17 protein-coding genes are annotated in these 20,201 nt (G+C 38.3%); 16 read left to right on the top strand and 1 reads right to left on the bottom strand.

The window, feature by feature from the left end; translation table 11 throughout:
• The first annotated feature begins 177 nt into the window (after positions 1–177).
• Positions 178–1,296 (top strand): glycosyltransferase family 4 protein, encoded by a 1,119-nt coding sequence (locus A0W33_RS03170; protein ID WP_068836826.1) that lies wholly within the window; start codon positions 178–180, stop codon positions 1,294–1,296.
• A gap of 214 nt (positions 1,297–1,510) precedes the next feature.
• Here the strand turns inward: A0W33_RS03170 and A0W33_RS03165 are convergent, their stop codons facing one another.
• Positions 1,511–4,012 (bottom strand): lectin-like domain-containing protein, encoded by a 2,502-nt coding sequence (locus A0W33_RS03165; RefSeq protein WP_068836825.1) that lies wholly within the window; start codon positions 4,010–4,012, stop codon positions 1,511–1,513.
• Between the two features lie 1,195 nt (positions 4,013–5,207).
• Between A0W33_RS03165 and A0W33_RS03160 the strand changes: the two genes are divergently transcribed.
• The 15 genes from A0W33_RS03160 (at position 5,208) to A0W33_RS03090 (ending at position 20,181) form a co-directional block, all read left to right on the top strand.
• Positions 5,208–6,206, top strand: a complete 999-nt coding sequence (locus A0W33_RS03160) for an NAD-dependent 4,6-dehydratase LegB (protein ID WP_068836824.1) — start codon at positions 5,208–5,210, stop codon at positions 6,204–6,206.
• A 14-nt stretch (positions 6,207–6,220) separates the two neighbouring features.
• The gene (locus A0W33_RS03155) at positions 6,221–7,378 is read left to right on the top strand and encodes a LegC family aminotransferase (RefSeq protein ID WP_068836823.1); all 1,158 of its coding nucleotides are present in this window, start codon (positions 6,221–6,223) and stop codon (positions 7,376–7,378) included.
• 2 nt (positions 7,379–7,380) lie between these two features.
• Complete coding sequence (locus tag A0W33_RS03150; RefSeq protein ID WP_068836822.1) at positions 7,381–8,010, top strand: acetyltransferase; 630 nt, start codon at positions 7,381–7,383, stop codon at positions 8,008–8,010.
• A complete protein-coding gene (gene neuB, locus A0W33_RS03145) occupies positions 8,007–9,035 on the top strand; it encodes an N-acetylneuraminate synthase (RefSeq protein ID WP_068836821.1) in 1,029 nt (342 codons plus the stop codon). Before A0W33_RS03150 ends, neuB begins: the two co-directional genes overlap by 4 nt.
• Positions 9,036–9,038: 3 nt before the next feature.
• Positions 9,039–10,004, top strand: coding sequence for a GNAT family N-acetyltransferase (locus A0W33_RS03140; protein WP_068836820.1), 966 nt, complete (start codon positions 9,039–9,041; stop codon positions 10,002–10,004).
• 2 nt (positions 10,005–10,006) lie between these two features.
• Positions 10,007–11,176 carry a UDP-N-acetylglucosamine 2-epimerase gene (neuC, locus tag A0W33_RS03135; protein WP_068836819.1) on the top strand — a complete coding sequence of 390 codons (1,170 nt, stop codon included), beginning with the start codon at positions 10,007–10,009 and terminating at the stop codon, positions 11,174–11,176.
• Between the two features lies 1 nt (position 11,177).
• Entirely contained in the window at positions 11,178–11,846 is a 669-nt protein-coding gene (locus tag A0W33_RS03130; RefSeq protein ID WP_068836818.1) for a PIG-L deacetylase family protein, read from the top strand.
• A 2-nt stretch (positions 11,847–11,848) separates the two neighbouring features.
• The gene (locus A0W33_RS03125; RefSeq protein WP_068836817.1) at positions 11,849–12,895 is read left to right on the top strand and encodes a nucleotidyltransferase family protein; all 1,047 of its coding nucleotides are present in this window, start codon (positions 11,849–11,851) and stop codon (positions 12,893–12,895) included.
• The gene (locus A0W33_RS03120) at positions 12,896–13,576 is read left to right on the top strand and encodes an acylneuraminate cytidylyltransferase family protein (protein WP_068836816.1); all 681 of its coding nucleotides are present in this window, start codon (positions 12,896–12,898) and stop codon (positions 13,574–13,576) included.
• 1 nt (position 13,577) lies between these two features.
• The gene (locus A0W33_RS03115; protein WP_068836815.1) at positions 13,578–14,546 is read left to right on the top strand and encodes a Gfo/Idh/MocA family oxidoreductase; all 969 of its coding nucleotides are present in this window, start codon (positions 13,578–13,580) and stop codon (positions 14,544–14,546) included.
• Positions 14,547–14,568: 22 nt separating this feature from the next.
• Positions 14,569–15,510, top strand: coding sequence for a Gfo/Idh/MocA family oxidoreductase (locus tag A0W33_RS03110; protein ID WP_068836814.1), 942 nt, complete (start codon positions 14,569–14,571; stop codon positions 15,508–15,510).
• Between the two features lie 7 nt (positions 15,511–15,517).
• The gene (locus A0W33_RS03105) at positions 15,518–16,210 is read left to right on the top strand and encodes an SGNH/GDSL hydrolase family protein (protein WP_068836813.1); all 693 of its coding nucleotides are present in this window, start codon (positions 15,518–15,520) and stop codon (positions 16,208–16,210) included.
• A gap of 203 nt (positions 16,211–16,413) precedes the next feature.
• Positions 16,414–18,213 carry an ABC transporter ATP-binding protein gene (locus A0W33_RS03100; RefSeq protein ID WP_074937172.1) on the top strand — a complete coding sequence of 600 codons (1,800 nt, stop codon included), beginning with the start codon at positions 16,414–16,416 and terminating at the stop codon, positions 18,211–18,213.
• A 150-nt stretch (positions 18,214–18,363) separates the two neighbouring features.
• Entirely contained in the window at positions 18,364–19,512 is a 1,149-nt protein-coding gene (locus tag A0W33_RS03095; RefSeq protein ID WP_139237112.1) for a hypothetical protein, read from the top strand.
• Between the two features lie 123 nt (positions 19,513–19,635).
• Positions 19,636–20,181: a serine O-acetyltransferase gene (locus A0W33_RS03090; RefSeq protein ID WP_068836811.1), complete on the top strand. Its 546-nt coding sequence runs from the start codon at positions 19,636–19,638 to the stop codon at positions 20,179–20,181.
• Positions 20,182–20,201 lie beyond the last annotated feature (20 nt).

Raw genomic sequence — 20,201 nt, 5'->3', positions numbered from 1 at the left:
TGCTGCTATACTTATCTTTATCAATGCAACTGGGAAGGAAATCTGCTAAGAGTATTATACACAGGTGTGCTTGCAGGTTCATGTATTAGTGAGGCATGAACTATAGATTTTTATTGTTGATTAAATAGTCCTTCAAAAAGCATTTTGCAAAAATAACTTCCAAAACCTTATACACTCATGAAAATAGTGTATTACACAAATCAAATTGCCGTTGCGGGAGGTTTGGAGCGGGTGCTAACTGATAAGGCTAATGCGTGGGTTCAAAGAGGGTATTTGGTTGAAATTGCTACTTACGCTCAAAGAGGAAGGGCACCCTTTTATACCCTCGAAAGAACAGTAAAATTAATTGATTTAGATATACCTTATAAGTCGAAGGGATCTTTAAGGTCGTTTTATAATTTGTCATTACTGCCGCTCCACTTCATAAGGCTGTTCCAGTTTATCAACAATTCTAAGCCTGATGTGGTGCTTGTTGCCAATTGCGGCTTGGAGTACTTTTTGTTTCCGTTCTTACGAAAAGCCACGAAGTCTATAAAAGAAGAGCATCTGTCGAAATATGAACCTTTATGTACTCCTGTATCCCTATCCATTAGGAGTATATATGAAAATTTCAAAAGGTGTTTTTTGACATTCTATGATGCATATGTAGCACTTAACAAAGATGAAATTAAGTTTGGGCCAGAAGGCAAAAGTGTAGAAATACCCAACCCAATAAAATTAGAAGCAACTGAAAGTAGTTTCTTTCAAAGCCGGGAAAAAGTTATTATTTCAATTGGAAGGCTTACGCCTATAAAACAGTATGATCATTTGATTGAAATCTTTTTCGAGGTATATAAAGTTCATCCTGAATGGAAATTAAAGATAGTTGGAGAAGGATCTCAGTTACTGAAATTGAAGAATAAAATAACTGAGCTAGCTTTAGAAGATGCTGTCTATTTAACTGGTATCACAAACGAGGTAGAACTAGAGTTGGCCAAGGCTTCTATATTTGCTCTAACTTCAAGAACAGAAAGTTTTTCCATGGCAATATTGGAAGCTATGCGGAATGAATTACCTGTAGTTAGTTATGATTCCCCATATGGGCCTAGGAATATAATACATGATGAAGGAGATGGCTTTCTTATCAAGCTCAATGATAAAGCTTCTTTTGCCGAGGCTATTTGTAGCTTGATTGAGAAACCAATTATGCGAATGGAGATGGGGCAAAGAGGAAGGCTTAATGTTAAAAGGTTCGAAATTGGAGAAGTAATGAAGAAATGGGATAAGCTTTTCAATTCTCTAGGGTTAAAAACGTAGGCTTTAGTGCGCTAGATTTCTCATGACACCTGTATAATGTCTATAGGGTTGCCGGGTGCTTCTGTGTATTGGTTTATTTTTTATAACTTTAAGAACATGCTTGCGGCCCTCGAACAATTAACTAACCCCTTGTTTATAAAGCTAACACACCCTCCACATAAGAAGCAGAGCACAGAGGCAGCCTTGTAAAGTGGGTGTGTTAGCTTTATTATACTTAGTTCTTGATAATCATTTTATGACTTTGGGTTCTTGAGCTTGTAACCAATCTGGCAAGATAAACACCGTCTGCCATTTTAGAAGAATTGAACTCATACTCATAATACTTACCTGCTTCTGCTTTTCCAGTTGCAATTTTTCTCACTAGTGATCCTCTCATGTCATACACCTCTAGTGTAAAGTTCTCCTCCTTTTCAACAGTGAAAGCAATAGTAGTTGCACCAACAGATGGGTTAGGATAGTTGTGGAGTCCTGCTGCCTCTGGAAGTGCACTTCCGCTAATCGAAAGGTTCTTAGCAACAACGCCAGTACTTACCTTCTTAACCTCATGAATCATAATGGAGCCGCCACCAATTGCTGTTCTTTCAATAGAAGGGTCCTCATCAGTTCCAGCCCCTGAATTATTATCGTAAAGAACTACTTCTCCATTATCTACCATTCTCCAGATTTTGATTCTAAACCTATCTTTACCCGTGTTGTTGATATCGCCATCTATAACTGACACAAAGAAATAATATTCAATGCCTGGCTCGCTGGCTACGGTGCCTTTTCCACTATATTTGGCTTTGGCGCCACCCACCACCAACGACTCTTTGGCATAGGCGCTGCTCTTGAACCTAAGGTTTCCTGCATTAAATTGAAACTCAGTGTTTCCTTCAGGAGTGGAACTTCCCTTTCTATACTTAGAGACGAAGGCAAAATTAGCATTCCCAATAAGATCTTCATCTGTAGTGTTCCCTGGTGTATAGGCGCCGCTTGGCGAATCAAACCAACCTCCACCTGTTACAAAGCCACCATTAGGGTCATATACCGCAACAAGTATCTCGGTTGTCTTGATGCAGGAGTTCCTATAAGTTGCTGTAATCTTATATATCCTGGCTTCATCTGTGGGCCATATCACAGTCACAGTTCCGGCAGAAGAACTCCCAGATGGAGTTACGGAGCCTCCTTTAGCAGTTATGCTTATAGGATTGCCGTTCTCAGAGTAAGTCACTGCCCATTCGAAGGATGTTGCGTTTGAATTAGCCAAACTATATTGAGAACTAGACGGTGCTATGGCGGTACCAATGGCAACTGTTGTGGCAGGGGCATTGCTTTTATCAAATGCCATAATCTTACCCTCATCCAAAGTCTGTACAGCTATTGCTTTACTTACACTGGTTTCACAGCCTGTGTTGCTGCTGTTTGATACAGTGTAGTTGATGTTCACATTACCAGCAGACACACCAGTAACCTCACCCGTTATTTCATTGACTGTTGCTATCGACAAATCATCGCTGCTCCATTTACCACCTGCCGTTTCATTGCTTAGTCTCATTGTATAGCCAACGCATACAGCACCATCACCACTTATGGCGGCTACTGTTGACAAACCGTTTATAGTTAAGTTATGCTCATAAACGATGCCTTCGCTGGAAAGCTCAGAGCTAACTACCCTAACTTTATACCCTGTTCCGGCTGGCGTTCCTTGTGGGACAATACCTTGAATTATTCCCGGAGAAGCACTATTGAGTTGCCCCAATGTTATAGGAGTTGTAAAGGAACCAGCAGCATCAGATAGTTGGGCAGTAAACAGATTGTCTGAACCAAATGATCCTGTGGTTGTAACAGGAACTTCTATTGTAGCACCTGCGCAGTAGGAGCGGGAACTTAATTCTGTAATCGCTACTGACTTATAATATAGGCCTCTATTGCAGAAAGTCTGTGTGGATGTAGAAGCCCCGGTAGCACCCGCAAAGCCAAAGTACACGATTGGATTACCCCCGAATATTTTAGCAACAACATCATCTACATAAGAGAACCTTAGAATTCCATCTAAATAAACTTCCATTACTTTTGTAGCACTGTTCCAGGTAACTCTAAGCAAACGACTAGGGCATGCCGTGGGTGTAGAAAGCTTCGGATCCACTTCAGCATAAGCCACAGTTGTAGAAGTTAGAGGAAGAGGCCTGGGAGAGCCGTTTTTAACTAAAGCCATGTGGCTTCCCGACTTATCCCAATACCCGTTTGTGATATTCCAACCGCCATTATTCCAGATGTCAAGCTCTACTCCCAATGATTGGTCGAACGTTCCATCCGGCGAAAAGTAGTAACCTAAATCACCTCCTAGCGCCTCCTGAGTAGCAAGATCCACTCTCCCCCCTAGTGCAGATAACCCATCATTTTGAAGTATGAAGAGCATGCCATCAGCTCCTCCACACTGCTGAGTTTCGAAAGTGAAGTCAAAGCTATTATTTAAATTTATAGCAGTGTTGTTCCAAGCAGATCCAGCTTGCTTATACTCTCTAATTTTGGTGATTTGGACGCAGCCGGCAGATATTAATGTCGCATTCGGCACCACAGTGTAGGTGTCAAATAACCCTTCCGTCTGTGCATGTGCTATGTTATAAGTGGATTGAACTAAAATCAGCAAAGCTATTCCCCAAAGGCTGATTTTCCAACGGGTGTACCTGCTTTTGTACACTGTATATAAATTCTGGAGGTGGTATAAGTGCATCATAAGCGTAATAGAGTTAAAGATGAAATAGATTTAAAAGCATAAGAATACCCATGCAAAAGCTGGGACCTAGAAGAAGAGCAGCAGCTGTTTAGCTAAAAGCTTAATATTGATAAAACTAATAAAGAAGTAACTGAGTGTGCAAAAGAAATTATTCTTTATGGATTTAATTAATTATAAATTTTATACAATAATCTAAATTTAAATTGATCAAACCTATACCTACTTTTGGGTATTTTTACTAGAAATAATTTAAACATTTGGATGCGCAAAAACAGTCTCACAGGTGAACTAGATGTAGTTTGTTTTTCAATAGAATTAGAAGTAGCGCCACAAAATTATTGGTTGCAAAGCCTAAGACTCTGAACTACTGAATGAGAAACTAAAGCAGTAGGCGTCTAGCCTATTGCTTCTCATAGCGGTAACAGGAAAAATGAGAAAGCCTATTTGGTGACTGGTACTTCGGAAGTTTATCAGGGGCAGGTTATATGTGTGGTATGGGAGAGTTTGGTAGCAAACCGGTCCGGACTCAAGTATTATTAATACATGTATAGACTCTAAATTGCTTAGGAACTTCTGAGACTCCATAGTATTAGCGCCTGTTTATTATATGTATAACATTATTCACTATCGTGTACCCCTAGTGATATCACACGTACTTCACCCAAGTGATATCACACGTACTTCACAGGCAAATGGCAACATCTTTACCGAAGACTCCACTAAGTATGTCGACGTTATGAGGCTATCATGAAGGAGTACTACTGCAGCGGAGTCTACATCTACAAAGGCAGCCTTACCAATGCTCACATTGTTAAGAATTTTGGCATACGATAAAAGGGGCTGATAACTGCAGATAGGAGTCAGAACTCTAAGTAATTGTTTTTTAAGCACCGTAGTCTTATGCTAAAGGAGTTACAGTTTCTAAAAGCAATATTTGACAGAACTCAACATTCATCGGCTTTATCTGTGTAATACACCTCTACAAGCTATTACTAAATTGCTAATTCCACGATATTTTTACAGTAATATCTAAATATCTCAGATGTTAAAGGTACCTTTGCGGTTTGCCAGTACTGTTATTTTGTTGCCAAATCCGGTGATGGTTCTTTAACTTTATTTTAAAAGGTGCATTGGTTTTGAAGCTTTGATATTACCTAACTGGCTGCTTGAACAGACGCATATATAACAATAAGAAATGGAAATAAGCAATAAAAAAGTTTTGGTTACGGGAGCAGACGGTTTTATTGGAAGCCACTTAGTAGAGCGATTATTAGAGGAAGGCTGTAGTGTAAGAGCATTTGTCTATTACAATTCATTCAATAGCTGGGGCTGGCTTGATTCACTTCCTAAGGAGAAACTATCCCAAATTGAAATTTTTGCTGGAGATGTACGTGATCCTAATGGGGTTCGTACAGCAATGAAAGACATAGAGGTTGTTTTCCACCTGGCCGCTTTGATTGCCATTCCTTTTAGCTATCACTCACCAGACAGCTACATTGACACCAATGTGAAAGGTACACTAAACATTGTTCAGGCAGCCAAAGATCTGGGCGTAGAACGAGTTCTGGTAACATCTACCTCAGAGGTCTACGGTACTGCACAATATATTCCAATCGACGAGAAGCACCCTAGGCAGCCTCAATCACCGTACTCAGCCTCTAAGATCGGAGCAGACTGTATTGCCGATTCCTTTTACAGGAGTTTCAACCTGCCTCTAACTATTGTAAGGCCGTTCAACACTTATGGGCCGCGTCAGTCGGCTAGAGCGGTAATTCCTACTATCATCACGCAGTTGTTACAAGGAAAGACAGAGATCAAACTTGGCGATCTTACGCCTACACGTGATCTTCTGTTTGTGAAAGATACAGCCAATGGATTTGTTGAAATAGCGAAATCAGATAGCTTGATTGGCGAGGATTGTAATATTGCAACTGAGTCTGAAATCTCTGTTGGAGATTTAGCACAGAGCCTGATCAATCAAATCAATCCACAAGCTAGAATAATTCAGGATGAAGTGCGCCTTAGACCTGAAAAAAGTGAAGTATTCCGCTTGTATGGCGCCAATGCTAAAATTAAGAGCAATACGAACTGGAGCTTGAAGTATACCTTGGAAGAAGGTCTTGCCGAAACGATTGAGTGGTTCCGTAATAAGGAAAACTTGCGTCAGTACAAAGCAGACATCTATAATATATAAACTGTAGTATTACTATGACGTCATCAAGTAAGTACAGTAATATAATCAGCTATATCAAGGAGCTGTTTCCTGGGCAAAATTTTATTCCCCTACATGAGCCGCGCTTTGTCGGGAATGAAAGAAAGTATGTTGTTGATGCAATCGATTCAACATTCGTGTCTTCAGTAGGGGCATATGTTAATCGCTTTGAGGAGATGATGCAGAAAATAACCGGGGCAAAGTATGCTGTGGCAACTGTCAACGGAACAGCAGCCTTGCACATGGCTCTAATCGTTGCAGGTGTCACCCAAGGAGATGAAGTTATCTCACAAGACTTAACCTTTATTGCTACGGCCAACGCTATTAGCTACTTAGGAGCTTCACCTGTATTCCTAGATATCGATAGAAATAACTTAGGGCTATCTGCCGCTAGTTTAGAAGCTTTCTTGCAGGAAAATGGGCGAAAGGAAAATAATGCTACCTTCAACAGGAAGACGGGAAAACGAATAGCTGCTTGCGTGCCCATGCACAGCTTTGGCTTTCCGTGTGATATAGACAAAATAGCCGCAATATGTGATGAGTGGCATATTCCACTCGTCGAAGATGCTGCTGAATCCTTGGGTAGCTATCATAAAACCAAACATACTGGTACCACTGGTTTAGTCGGAACGTTTAGCTTTAACGGCAATAAAACTGTTACCTGTGGCGGTGGAGGTGCACTGGTAACAAATAACGAAGCTATAGCTAAGCTTGCAAAGCACCTGACAACACAAGCGAAGGTTCCTCATGCATGGGAGTTTAACCACGACCATATAGGTTATAATTATCGCATGCCAAACCTGAATGCCGCACTAGCCTGTGCTCAACTTGAGCAACTAGGTGCTTTTTTAGAAAATAAGCGGGAATTGGCTACCAAGTATAAGCTCTTCTTTGAAGGAGTTGAGGGAGTGGAATTTGTGACAGAGGAGTCAGATGCAAAAGCAAACTATTGGCTGAATGTGCTTTTATTAGAAAGTAAGGAAGCAAGAGACGCTTTCTTAACCGAGGCAAACAGCAATGGCGTTATGGTGCGCCCTGCATGGACTCTGATGCACAAACTGCCAATGTTCCAGGATAATTTGCATGGCGATGTAAGTGTGAGTACGTGGATCGAAGAGCGGTTAGTAAATATTCCGAGTAGCGTTAGATTATAGCAATGCAGCGGATAGTTCTCATCGGATACTCTGGTCATGCGTTTGTTATTGCAGACACTGTAAAAATGCTGGGAGGCGAAATAGTTGGATATTGTGACAAAGTAGAGGCTAAATGTAACCCTTTCAATCTGGTATATCTGGGAGATGAGCAGGAGGCAACAACTTTATCTAAACTCGCCGCTTTAGAAGCAAGCTTTATTGTGAGTATAGGGAACAACTCCGCTCGGAGAAATCTTACAAAACATCTTACTGAGCAGGGAATGCACAGCATATCAGTCATTCATCCTACTGCATCAGTTTCAAAGCTTTCTACTGTAGGCAATGGAAGTTTTATCTCCGGAGGAGCAATAGTTAACCCAATGGCAAGTATAGGTATGGGGGCTATAATAAATACAAGTGCAGTTGTTGAGCATGAATGCTTAGTTGGGGATTATGCACATATTGCCCCTGGCGCCGTGCTGGCTGGTAATGTAAGTGTTGGCGAAGGAAGTTTTATAGGAGCAAATGCTGTGGTAAAACAAGGGACATCTATCGGGAAAAATGTTATAATCGGAGCTGGTGCAGTGGTGGTGAAAGATGTGCCAGATAATTTAATTTTGGTAGGGAATCCTGCCGTAGAGTTGAAAAAATGAATAAAACAGTAATAATAGCCGAAGCTGGTGTAAATCACAATGGTGATATTCAGTTAGCCAAACAACTTATTGATGTTGCTGCTGACGCTGGGGTTGACTACGTGAAGTTTCAGACTTTTAAGGCTGATAAACTTGTAAGCAAAGAAGCGAAGCAGGCTGATTACCAATTGAAGAATCTAGGTGGTAATAGCATTGAGAATTCTCAGTATAACATGCTAAAAAAGCTGGAGTTAACAGAAAGTATGCATGTTGAGTTGCTGAAATATGCAAAACAAAAAGGAGTTAAATTTTTATCAACCGGTTTTGATGAAGATAGCATAGATTTCTTGGAACAACTTGGAATAGATCTTTATAAAATACCTTCTGGTGAAATAACAAATTTCCCTTACCTCCAGCACATTGCCCGAAAGCGCAAACCTATAGTTATATCAACAGGTATGGCAACTTTAGGTGAAATAGAGGAGGCCTTAAGTGTTCTAAAAGGGGAAGGAGTAGATCTAGATAAGGTCACCGTCTTGCACTGTAACACAGACTATCCTACAAAGTATGAAGATGTTAATTTAAATGCGATGCTAACAATACAGCAAGCCTTCAAAGTTAATATCGGATATTCTGACCATACTTTGGGAATTGAAGTACCAGTTGCGGCCGTAGCTTTGGGTGCAAAAGTTATAGAAAAACATTTTACTCTTGATAGAGATCTTCCAGGTCCAGATCACAAAGCGTCACTTGAACCGGATGAGTTGAAGGCGATGGTGTCAGCAATTAGAAATATTGAAAAAGCTATTAATGGTGATGGAAGGAAAGAGCCCACATCTTCGGAGTTGAAGAATAAGGATTTGGCAAGGAAAAGTTTACATGTTAAGGTCAACTTAGAAGTAGGCGATGAAATTGGTTTGTCTGACTTAGAAGTGAAAAGGCCTGGTAGTGGAATTTCTTCAATGTATATTCCGAGAGTAGTAGGTAGAAAAGTTGTCAAACCATTACAAGCGGGAGAAATACTTGATTGGTCACATATACAATAAGCTATGGAAGTTACTGATTACAAAATAGGTGATGAGCCTAAAATTCTGGAATTATTCAAACTCGCCTTTAATCAGGAGATGTCAGTCGAATACTGGAGGTGGCGGTTTTTGAATAATCCTGTTAGCAAACCTATGATTAAGCTCATGTGGGATGGTGAAACGCTTGCTGGACATTATGCGGTTTCCCCTGTAGAGCTTATTGTGAATGGAGATGTAAGCTTGACTTCACTCTCTATGACAACCATGACACATCCAGACTATGCGGGAAGAGGTATATTTACAACTTTAGCAGAAAGCCTTTATAAGACAATACAGGAGAAATTTAATGTGACTGCTGTATGGGGTTTTCCTAATAGGAACTCTCATTATGGATTCATAAAAAATTTAAAATGGAAAGATCTTGCTGCTATACCAACATTGAAACTTGAAGTAGAAAGTTTTAGGAGAGGAAGTGATGAAAATATAGAAGTAATAGAAAATTTTACTACTTCACACTACAGTAGTTTTTTGTCCAATCTGAGGAAAGACGTAGTATCAGTAAATAGGACAAAAGAATATTTAGAGTGGAGGTACGTTAACAATCCATCCAATAAATATATAATTTTCGAAGTTGATGTTGAAGATGAAAGGTACTATGCTGTAGCAAAAACTTTTTTAACCTCCACTAGCTTAGATAAAGTTACTGAAATTGACATTGTTGAACTCTGTGTGCCTACTGATGTAGAACTAATAAGAAGTTTAGTATCTAAAGTTCTTAGCTACTATGAAGCTAAGAATACAACAATGATTACTTCAGTTAATCTTTGGCTGTCTCAAAATGACCCTAAGTATATTATGGCTGAGAAATTAGGCTTTACTATGGAAAAACCTATTACATACTTTGGAATTAGAAGCTTAGAGTCGAAAGAAAAGCATTTTGAAACGATCCATAACTGGCAATTTTCTATGGGGGATTCAGATATATATTAAAAATGGAACGTAGGAAAAAGGTATTAGCTGTCACTGGTGCTCGATCTGAATATGATTTATTAGTTTCTGTTTATGAGAAGCTAGCAAACGATAATCGATTTGACTTTAGTATTGTCGTAACCGGACCTCATTTATCTGATAACTTCGGATATACTGCCCGCTATGTTGAAAATGATGGGTTCAAGATTGAAGATTATATCTTCAACTTACTAGACACAAATAGTAAAGTTGGAAGAATTTCCTCAATTGGGTATCAAATTCCTGCTCTAGCGCAAACTTTTCTCAGGGTAAAGCCAGATATTATTTTAGTTGCAGGTGATAGAGAAGAAGCTATTTCTGTCACGATGACCGCAGCCTTTCTAAATATAGCAGTTGCACATTTCTTTGGAGGAGATATTGCCAAAGATGGCAATATTGATAATTCTGTAAGATATGCAGCAAGCAAGTTTGCACATTTACATTTTCCATCACTTGAGGCTCATAAAGAGAATCTGATTAGATTGGGTGAGGATGAGTGGAGGATTAATGTTGTAGGAAATCCTGCCTTAGATAGATTTGTAAATACTCCTTACGTCTCTAAAGAAGAGCTAAGTAAGCGACTAGATTTTAATGTTGTCGATGAGGCCTATTTTGTGCTTATCCAACATTCAATTATTACAGAAGTAGAGGACCAAGAAAAGCACATACAAGAAACGCTAATAGCAATACAAAAATCAGGAGTTAAGTGCTTTATTAATTATCCAAATTCTGATCCTGGAAACTACGCAATTGTTGAAGCTTATAAAGATTATTCAGCTAAGTATCCTGAGCAGTTTATGCTTTTTCAAAATTTGGACAGAATTACTTATGTAAACCTGTTAAGGCATGCTACTTGCCTTTTAGGCAATTCTAGTTCAGGCTTGCTTGAGGCACCGTCTTTGGGTTTACCAGCAATAAACATAGGAAGTAGACAACGTGGTAGAGCATGCGGAAGTAATGTTATTTTTGTGAATAATGAAGAAAGTGAAATATCAAGAGCTATAGACAAAGTGCTTACTGATGATGAGTTTCTTGCAGGTGTAGCCACCAAGTACAACCCATATGGAGACGGTAATGCTTCAGAAAAGATCGTTAAGATATTAGCAGAACTTGAAGTGAATGACACATTAATTTATAAAAATATAACTTACTAAAATGAGAGTAATAGTTATTTCTGCTCATCCGGATGATGAAGTTCTTGGTGTAGGCGGTGCTTTACTCAAGCATAAGAAAAATGGGGATGAAATATATTGGTTGATCGTTACCAATATATTCGAAAAGGATGGTTTTTCGGAGAGTAGGGTTAGAACAAGGCAGGAAGAAATTGTAAGGGTTGCAGACCTGCTAGGTGTCAAGCAGACATTCAAACTCGATTACCCTACAATGACGCTGTCAAGCTCTAGCTTGATTAAAATGGTACCTGAAATATCCGCTATTTTCCAAGAGGTTAAGCCTGAAATCATCTACTCTTTGAACAGGTCTGACGCGCACTCTGATCATAGAGTTATTTTTGATGCTGTGATGGCCTGCACTAAATCATTCCGTTATCCATTTATTAAGCGTGTGCTTATGTATGAATGTATCTCTGAGACAGAGTTTGCTCCAGTGCTTCCAGAAAAAGCATTCTTGCCAAACTACTTCATAGATATTTCAGAGCACTTGGAGCAGAAGCTTGAGATTATGAAGATTTATGAGTCAGAGCTAGGCGAGCACCCTTTTCCTCGATCATTAGAAAATATAAAAGCACTGGCTCATTTTAGAGGGGCTAGTGTTGGAGTGCATTATGCGGAGGCTTTCCAGCTAATAAAATACATTGATAAATAAGCATGATCGATTACCGAAAGCATATCATAAAGAGCCAGTCGACTTTAAAAGAGGCTTTAGTTCAGTTAAATGAGCTGGCACTCGATGCAATACTTTTTGTTGTGGATGAGAAGGAAAGACTACTTGGCTCCTTAACTGACGGAGATATACGCCGCGGCTTCTTGAAGGGGTTGACATTAGAAGACTTAGTTGACAGCTTTACGCAGCCGAACCCTAAGTTTGTACAGCGAGGCAACTATACGATTGATGAAGTTATAACCTATCGTAAAAATAATTATAAAATAATACCAGTCCTTTGCAAGGAAGGAAGGATAGCTAATATTATAAACTTTAGATTTTTAAAATCCTACCTGCCCATTGATGCTATCTTAATGGCGGGAGGAAGAGGAGAACGGTTACGCCCTCATACAGATACGACACCTAAACCTTTGCTTAAGATTGGAGATAAACCCATCATAGAGCATAATATAGACCGGTTAGTTAGCTTCGGTATTGACGATATATGGATATCTGTGAGATACTTAGGGGAACAACTGGAGGAATACTTTGCTGATGGCAGCTCTAAGTATATAAATATAAAATACGTTTGGGAAGATGCGCCACTTGGTACTCTAGGTGCTGTTAGCAAAATTAAGGATCTTCAACATGACTATATTTTGGTTTCCAACTCTGATCTGCTTACCAACCTTGATTATGAAGACTTTTTTATTGACTTCATTAAAAAAGATGCAGCTATTTCTGTAGTCACTATTCCTTATACAGTAAAAGTGCCCTACGCAGTATTAGAAACGGAAGATAACAACATCAAGAGTTTTAAGGAGAAACCTTCCTATACATATTACTCAAATGGTGGGATATACCTACTTAAGAAAGAAGTTCTTGAGTATATCCCTAGAGATAGCTTCTATAATACGACTGATTTAATGGAGCTGTTGATTAAGAAGGGCATGAAGGTAAACTCCTATCCATTGAGAGGGTACTGGTTAGATATTGGCAAGCCTGAAGATTTCCAAAAAGCTCAGGAAGACATACACCATATAAAATTCTAGATGAAAATTTTGTACCTAATACCTGCAAGAGGAGGATCTAAAGGGTTGCCAGGTAAAAATATTAAGCTTCTCAACGAGAAACCTCTCATTTTATACACTGTAGATGCAGCAAGAGGAGTAAGTGAAGATTTAAATATATGTGTTTCTACAGATGATCTACAAATAGCAGAAGTAGTTCGTGCGTACGGATTGTCAGTGCCTTTTATCAGGCCTCCAGAGTTAAGCACAGATAGCGCAACTTCTGAGCAGGTCCTGATGCATGCCCTTGCTTTTTATGAAAGTTTGGGTAATGTGTACGATTATATAGTCCTGCTACAGCCAACCTCACCTCTTAGGACTGCAAGCCATCTCAAAGAAGCAATGGGCTTGATAAATGATACAACAGAAATAATAGTTTCGGTTAAAGAAACAGATGCAAACCCATATTATGTTCTATTTGAGGAAGGGGTTGATGGTTATCTCGAGAGTTCAAAAGAGGGAAAATTCACGAGAAGACAAGACTGTCCAACGGTATATGAGCTGAACGGAGCGATCTATATTATAAAAGTCTCAAAATTTAAAGAAGTAGGGCTATCAGGACTAAAGAAACAAAAATATTTAATGAATAAAGCTTCTTCTGTTGACATCGATGATCTGGTAGATTTTAACCTAGCAGAGCTACTCATTAAGGATCTCAAATAATATGAAAAACAATCTAATAGTTGGTGCAGGACAACTTGGTAGCAGGCATCTGCAAGGGCTTTTAAAGTACAACAAACCCCAAAATATATTTGTGATTGACCCATCAGTGGAGTCATTGAGAATAGCACAGCAACGGTCTGGAGAGGTTGAACATATGCACAAGGTATATTTTGTATCTAACTGGGATAAGCTGCCTAACAATATAGATATAGCGATCATTGCTACAAATGCAGGTGTTAGAGAAAGTGTAGTAACAAAGCTACTTGAAGATCATGCTGTTAAATTTTTAATCTTGGAAAAGGTGCTGTTTCAAAAACAGAAATCCTATGATGAGGTTAGAGCAATGCTGTTAGACAAGGGAGTCGCCACTTGGGTGAATCATCCAAGAAGAATGATGAGGCACTTTCAGCAAATCAAACAAGAGATACAGAGTGTAGGTACTAGTATAACCCTTCATACCTATGGCATGAACTGGGGTTTAGCCTGTAATGGAATACATTTTATTGACCTAGTCTCATACTTATCCGGTTCATCGGTGGATACACTGGATGCGGTGTGGGTAGAGAACGAAGTTTTAGATAGTAAACGATCTGGGCACATTGAATTTGTTGGAACCATCAAGGGCACTCTAGAGAATGGGAGCTTATTTACAATCACTTCTGATAGGGGAACTCCAGGTATATTAACCACCAGTATCTCAGCAGATAAATATAGATGGATTGTTACTGAGGGAGCAGGCAACGAGGTAGTGAGCTTCAATCATGAAAACAAAGCAGTGGTTTCAGAATATACAGTAGAATATCAAAGCACTCTTACAACAAGGCTGGCAGAACAACTTTTCAAAAAAGGAACTTGTGACTTACCTACATACGAAGAGGCGTATCAAGCGCATGTTCCATACCTTGAAGTATTACTAGAAAAGTATCAGCAATTGTCGGGGCAGCTTACAGACACGTGCCCAATTACCTAATCACAAAACACCGATTACCAATATGGAAACACTAATAATTGGGACAGGTCCTATGGCCGTAGCCTATGCCGAAGTATTGCAGGATATGAAAGTAACCTTCAGTGTAGTTGGCAGGGGGCAGAGTTCTGCAGAGAAGTTTGAGCAAGCAACAGGAGTCTCTCCTGTAACTGGCGGTATAGAGATGTACATTGCAGAAGGGAATGTTGCTCCTAATACGCAGGCTATAATCGCGACAGGTACAGAGTCTTTAATGAAGACACTATTGCTCTTGTTAAATGCGGGAGTTCGTAAAATATTGGTGGAAAAACCCGCAGCAATAAGTATTGAAGAGTTGATAGCGCACGAAGAAGAAATTAAAAGTTATGCTAGTGAAATTTACATAGCATACAATAGGAGGTACTATACATCGGTGTTGGAAGCAGAAAAGCTTATAGAGGAAGATGGAGGGCTTATGAGCATGCAGTTTGAGTTTACGGAATGGGCTCACCGGATTGAACCACTTGAGAAAGCTGCTGGTGTGAAAGAGAATTGGTTCTTTGCAAACTCTACTCATGTAGTTGACCTGGCGTTCTTTCTGGCAGGCAAACCTGAGCAATGGCAAGCTTACGCGCAGGCAGGTAACATCTCGTGGCATTCTCCATCTAACTTTGTTGGAGCAGGAATAACTGAAAAAGGGGTGCTATTCTCCTATGCAGCCAATTGGGAAAGCGCAGGTAGGTGGTCACTAGAGCTGCTGACACGCAAAAGAAGAATTTACCTTAAACCTTTAGAGGGGCTTAATATACAAGCGTTGGGGAGTATTTCTGTTGAGGCTTATGAATTTGATGATACTATCGATAAAAAATATAAGCCTGGAGTATATAAGCAGGTAACAGCTTTTGTGAAAAACGATACATCAAGATTAGTATCTTATCAGGAGCACGTTCATAATTCAAAAAGTATTTACAGTACAATGTTAAAATAACTATAGTTTGGAACTGAGTAAAAATAGAATTTTATGTGTTGGGGATTCTCTTGGTCTGCCACGAGATGACGTGAAATTTGAAGACACCTGGTACTATAAGCTAGTGGAATCTTTTCCTGATTTTTTCGTTATCCCGCAATTTGTCAGGGGCATAAACACAGATGCGCTAGTGAGCCCTACCAGAGGTGACTACTTAGAACTATATACTCCTAACATAGTCATACTTCAAATAGGCATTGTAGACTGTGCTCCCCGGTTTTTAAAGAGGGATTCAATATTTGTTAGAGCCATAAATGTGTTCCCAAAATCCTTATCTTCTAAGATATGGATTTTAATTAGTAAATATGGTAGAAGAAAAGCTATACATGCAGATGTATCGCCTGCCAAATTTGAAGCAAACCTGCGTAATTATTTTGATAGATGTGCTACACTGAAAGTAGGTGGAGTATTTGTCATCAAGATAGCTCAGCCTAGCCAAAACATGATAATTAAGAATCCTAGAATAACTGAGCAGGTCAAGATCTACAATTCGGTTTTTGAAAGACTTAAAAATGAATATGAATTTATTTCCTTGATTGATCCTTTACAATCAGGTGAGAATAATCTTTTCCTAAAGGATGGATACCATTTGAATGCAGAAGGGAATAAAAATGTATTTGAATATATATATTCTAATATAGTTTATATTTCTAATGTATGATGTGGTTATAGGTTTAAATTTAAAGTTATAATTAGGTAGATACAGAACAATAGCTATATGTTGACACATGGTTATTAAGAATTTGGTAATTTCATAATTCCAACATTATCAGGCAGTGAGAGGGTACAGTTTATAGTATTTTTGATGATAACTGTACCATTATAAGGTTTAATAGATGTACTCAGGTGATTTTAAAGTAGCGCGTGAACAAGTTGAAAATAATAATACAAAAGTACTTCGGTAGCTTCACTTACTTCCATAAGCATTTAGGCTATAGAATTTTTGTTTCTTTAGGGTTAAGCCTTTTAGTAGGAGTCTTAGATGGATTTGGCTTAGCAATGTTTATTCCGCTACTACAGATGGTTGGTGGAGAAGGAGAAAATGTTAATCCTGAACAAATGGGCAATTTGGCTTTTCTAGTGGAAGGGTTAGAGGCATTAGGTATTCTCCTCACATTACAGACTGTCTTAGTAATACTATTAACTTTCTTCACGCTAAAGGGAGTGGTGAAATTTTTTGAAGGTTACTATAAAGTAATCTTACAACAGATATTTATTAGGAAAATCAGGTTCTCTAATATTGATTTACTTTCTGGATACAGTTATAACTCATTCGTTGACAGTGATGCAGGAAGAATTCAGAACACAATAAGCGGTGAAGTTGAGAGGGTAATGCAAGCTTACCGATCATATTTTAGTGCATTTCAGAATGGAGCGCTGGTAGCAGTATATATGGTGTTGGCTTTTATGTCAAATGCCCAGTTTGCGCTTTTAGTTATGTTTGGAGGGGCGCTTACTAATATAGTGTTTGACAGATTCTATAAAAGTACTAAGGTTCAGTCTAAGCTTTTAACTAAAGAATCGCATGCTTTTCAGGGACTCTTGATTCAAAAAGTAGCTAACTTTAAATATTTGAAAGCATCGGGCTTAGTCAGAGTCTTCAGTGAAAAGCTAAAGAATTCGATAAACTATATAGAAGAGACTCAAAGAAGGCTTGGATTTTTGGCTGCTGTGCTTGTTGCTATGCGTGAGCCAGTTATAATGCTCGTTGTAGTTTCAGTTATACTTATCCAGATGAAGGTTCTAGGAGGTAGCTTAGGTTTGATTATTTTAAGCTTGCTCTTTTTTTACCGTGCCTTAACTTTTCTTATGGCAGTACAAACTCACTGGAATACTTTCTTGTCTGTTTCAGGATCTCTGGATAACATGACTGAATTCACGGGTGATTTAGCTGCTCATCAGGAGAGTAATGGAAGTATTGAATTACGTTCATTTGAAAATAAAATAGAGCTAAATGATTTAGATTTCTTTTACAAGCAGGAGCATGTGTTAAAAAATATTTCATTGATTATCAAAAAGAATGAAACAGTAGCAATAGTAGGGGAAAGTGGCTCCGGCAAAACTACATTAATGAATATTCTGTGCGGTTTGCTGAGAGTAAAATATGGAATGTATCATATTGACGGTACAGATGTAAATGGACTTAATATGGCTACTCTTCAGAAAAGAATAGGATACATTACTCAGGAGCCAGTTATATTTAATGATACAATTTTTAATAATGTAACTTTTTGGGATAAACCAAATGAATCTAACATTGGCCGATTTGAGAATGCTTTGAAGTTGGCAGCAATATTTGATTTTGTAATGGAACAGCCTGAAAAGCTTAATGCACCGCTAGGACATAACGGAGTAATGATAAGCGGAGGACAAAAGCAGAGGCTATCTATAGCACGGGAGTTATATAAAGAGGTGGATTTTCTGTTTCTAGATGAGGCGACTTCTGCATTAGACTCAGAAACTGAGAAAAGTATACAAGAAAATATTAGTTTGCTAAAAGGAAAGTATACGATAATAATAATTGCTCATAGATTATCAACTGTTAAGGATGCTGATAAAATTATATATCTTAAAGATGGGACAGTAGAGAGTATAGGTACATTTGATGAACTAAGACAGTCCTCAACTAAGTTCAATAGCCTTGTTGAAATGAATAGTTTATAGGTATAAATCTCCTGCTTATTCCTGTAAATTTTTAGACTTAACACTTCATTTAGTTTCGAAAATATACTTTTTGCTAATTAAAAGTATGTTTTAATTATTGACCGTATGGGCAAAATAGTTTTCCTTGAGTTGCGTCTTCTTCGTAACAGTATGATTGAGACATATCAAATTAAGCAGTTAGAGGCGCTTGGGCATAAAGTAGAAGTTTGGTTTTTAGGCAGCTTATTTGGTGTTGCTAATATCGATATAAATGTGGCGCCTGAAGCCACTCAGTACTTAACTATCATTCAAAACCTAAAACATCTTAAGACAAAAATTGGTGAATTAGAAGATGAGCCAATACTTTTTTCCCAATTAGGATTAATGTACTACTACCCTATCCTTTTCAAAGTAGTAAAAAGTAGAAAAGATATTGTGTGGGTTGGGCGACTAACAAATAAAGTTAGCTTAGTAACAGGAACACAGCAAAATATATTAGCGTCTATTTTTGGAACAGTATTATTCTTTAAGCTTTATAAGCCATTTAGTAATTTATTCATGTATGCAATTCAAAAAATTATTAGAAAATATGGTAAAGCTACAAAACTAAAAGCTTATGAACCTGACTATTTGATGGTTTCAAATAGGAAATTAATACCACATAATTTTCCTAAAGAGAAAGTTATCTTAACTCATGCTGATGATTACAACATCCATCTTATCAATAAAAAAGTGCAGGTAGATTCAGCTTTAGAGGATGCTATTGTTTTCTTGGATCAAATGATCTTTTATCATCCAGATTTCAAAGATGTAAAGGAAGAGCATGAGAATATAGAGAGCTACTACAAAAGCCTGAATACATTCTTAAATAATATATCAGAGAAATATAATAAAACGGTTGTTATTGCAGGTCATCCTGAATCAGAGAAATACCCTAATTATGCTCAAAGGTTCCCTGGAAAACAATTTGTTATAGGTAAAAGCGTGGCTCTGGTGAGAAGCTCTTACCTAGTAGTAACTCATTATAGTGCAGCAGTTAATTTTGCTACTATCTATAATAAGCCTGTTCTATTAATAGAAAGCGTATTATTTGCTAGAAGAGAGAGAATCATAGATGCAATAAAGCTAGTTTCAAGTATGTTAGATGCGCCAATAATCAAAATGGAAAGCTTTGATGTAACATACTTAAACTTGAATACTGCTCCTAATTACAATGAATATAGAGAGAAGTACATAAAACCTTCTGGGACACCTGATGAACTCTCACATCCATATGTAGTAAAACACATACTTTCTAAAAATGAAAGTCGAGCTTTATAAACTATCTGTATAAAGAAGGCTATCAGTTTTTATTATGTTAATCAACTTGTAATCTACTAATAGAAGCTTTTACACAGCTGACTCTAATATTTAGAGCCGTTCAAACCTAATAAAACTTAATCATTGACAAAAAATAAGTTTAGTTCCGACTATTACAGATATAGAAAGAAAGGAGAAAAAGCGAATTTCATATCAAAGCTTTTTGCAGGACCGGGAGTTAAGTTTATGTACCTTTTCAGGATGTGTAATTTTTATAGCCCTTTACACCCCCTCGGTTTTATAGCCAGATTTTTCTTTAGTAGAATGCAGGTTAAGTATGGGTTTCAAATACCTCATACTTGTAAGGTTGGAAGCGGCCTGTTTTTAGGACACTATGGGTCGATAGTAATAAACCAGCATGCTATACTAGGCGAGAACTGTAATGTTGCGCAAGGAGTAACAATCGGGCATGTGAGCAGGGGAGCTAAGAAAGGCAGCCCTATAATAGGAGATAGAGTTTGGATTGGAGCGAACGCTGTAGTTGTGGGAAATATTAGGATAGGAAATGATGTGCTGATAGCACCGTTATCATTTGTTAATTTTGATGTCCCCGATCATGCGGTTGTAGTAGGTAATCCTGCTAAAGTTGTGAGCATGAAGGGTAGTGGAGGATATATCAAAAATATTTAACACCCCTTCAAGTTTTACAA

It is taken from the genome of Pontibacter akesuensis (assembly GCF_001611675.1).
In the GTDB taxonomy this organism is placed as follows: Bacteria; Bacteroidota; Bacteroidia; order Cytophagales; family Hymenobacteraceae; genus Pontibacter; species Pontibacter akesuensis.
This window is presented reverse-complemented; position numbering and strand designations above follow the sequence as displayed.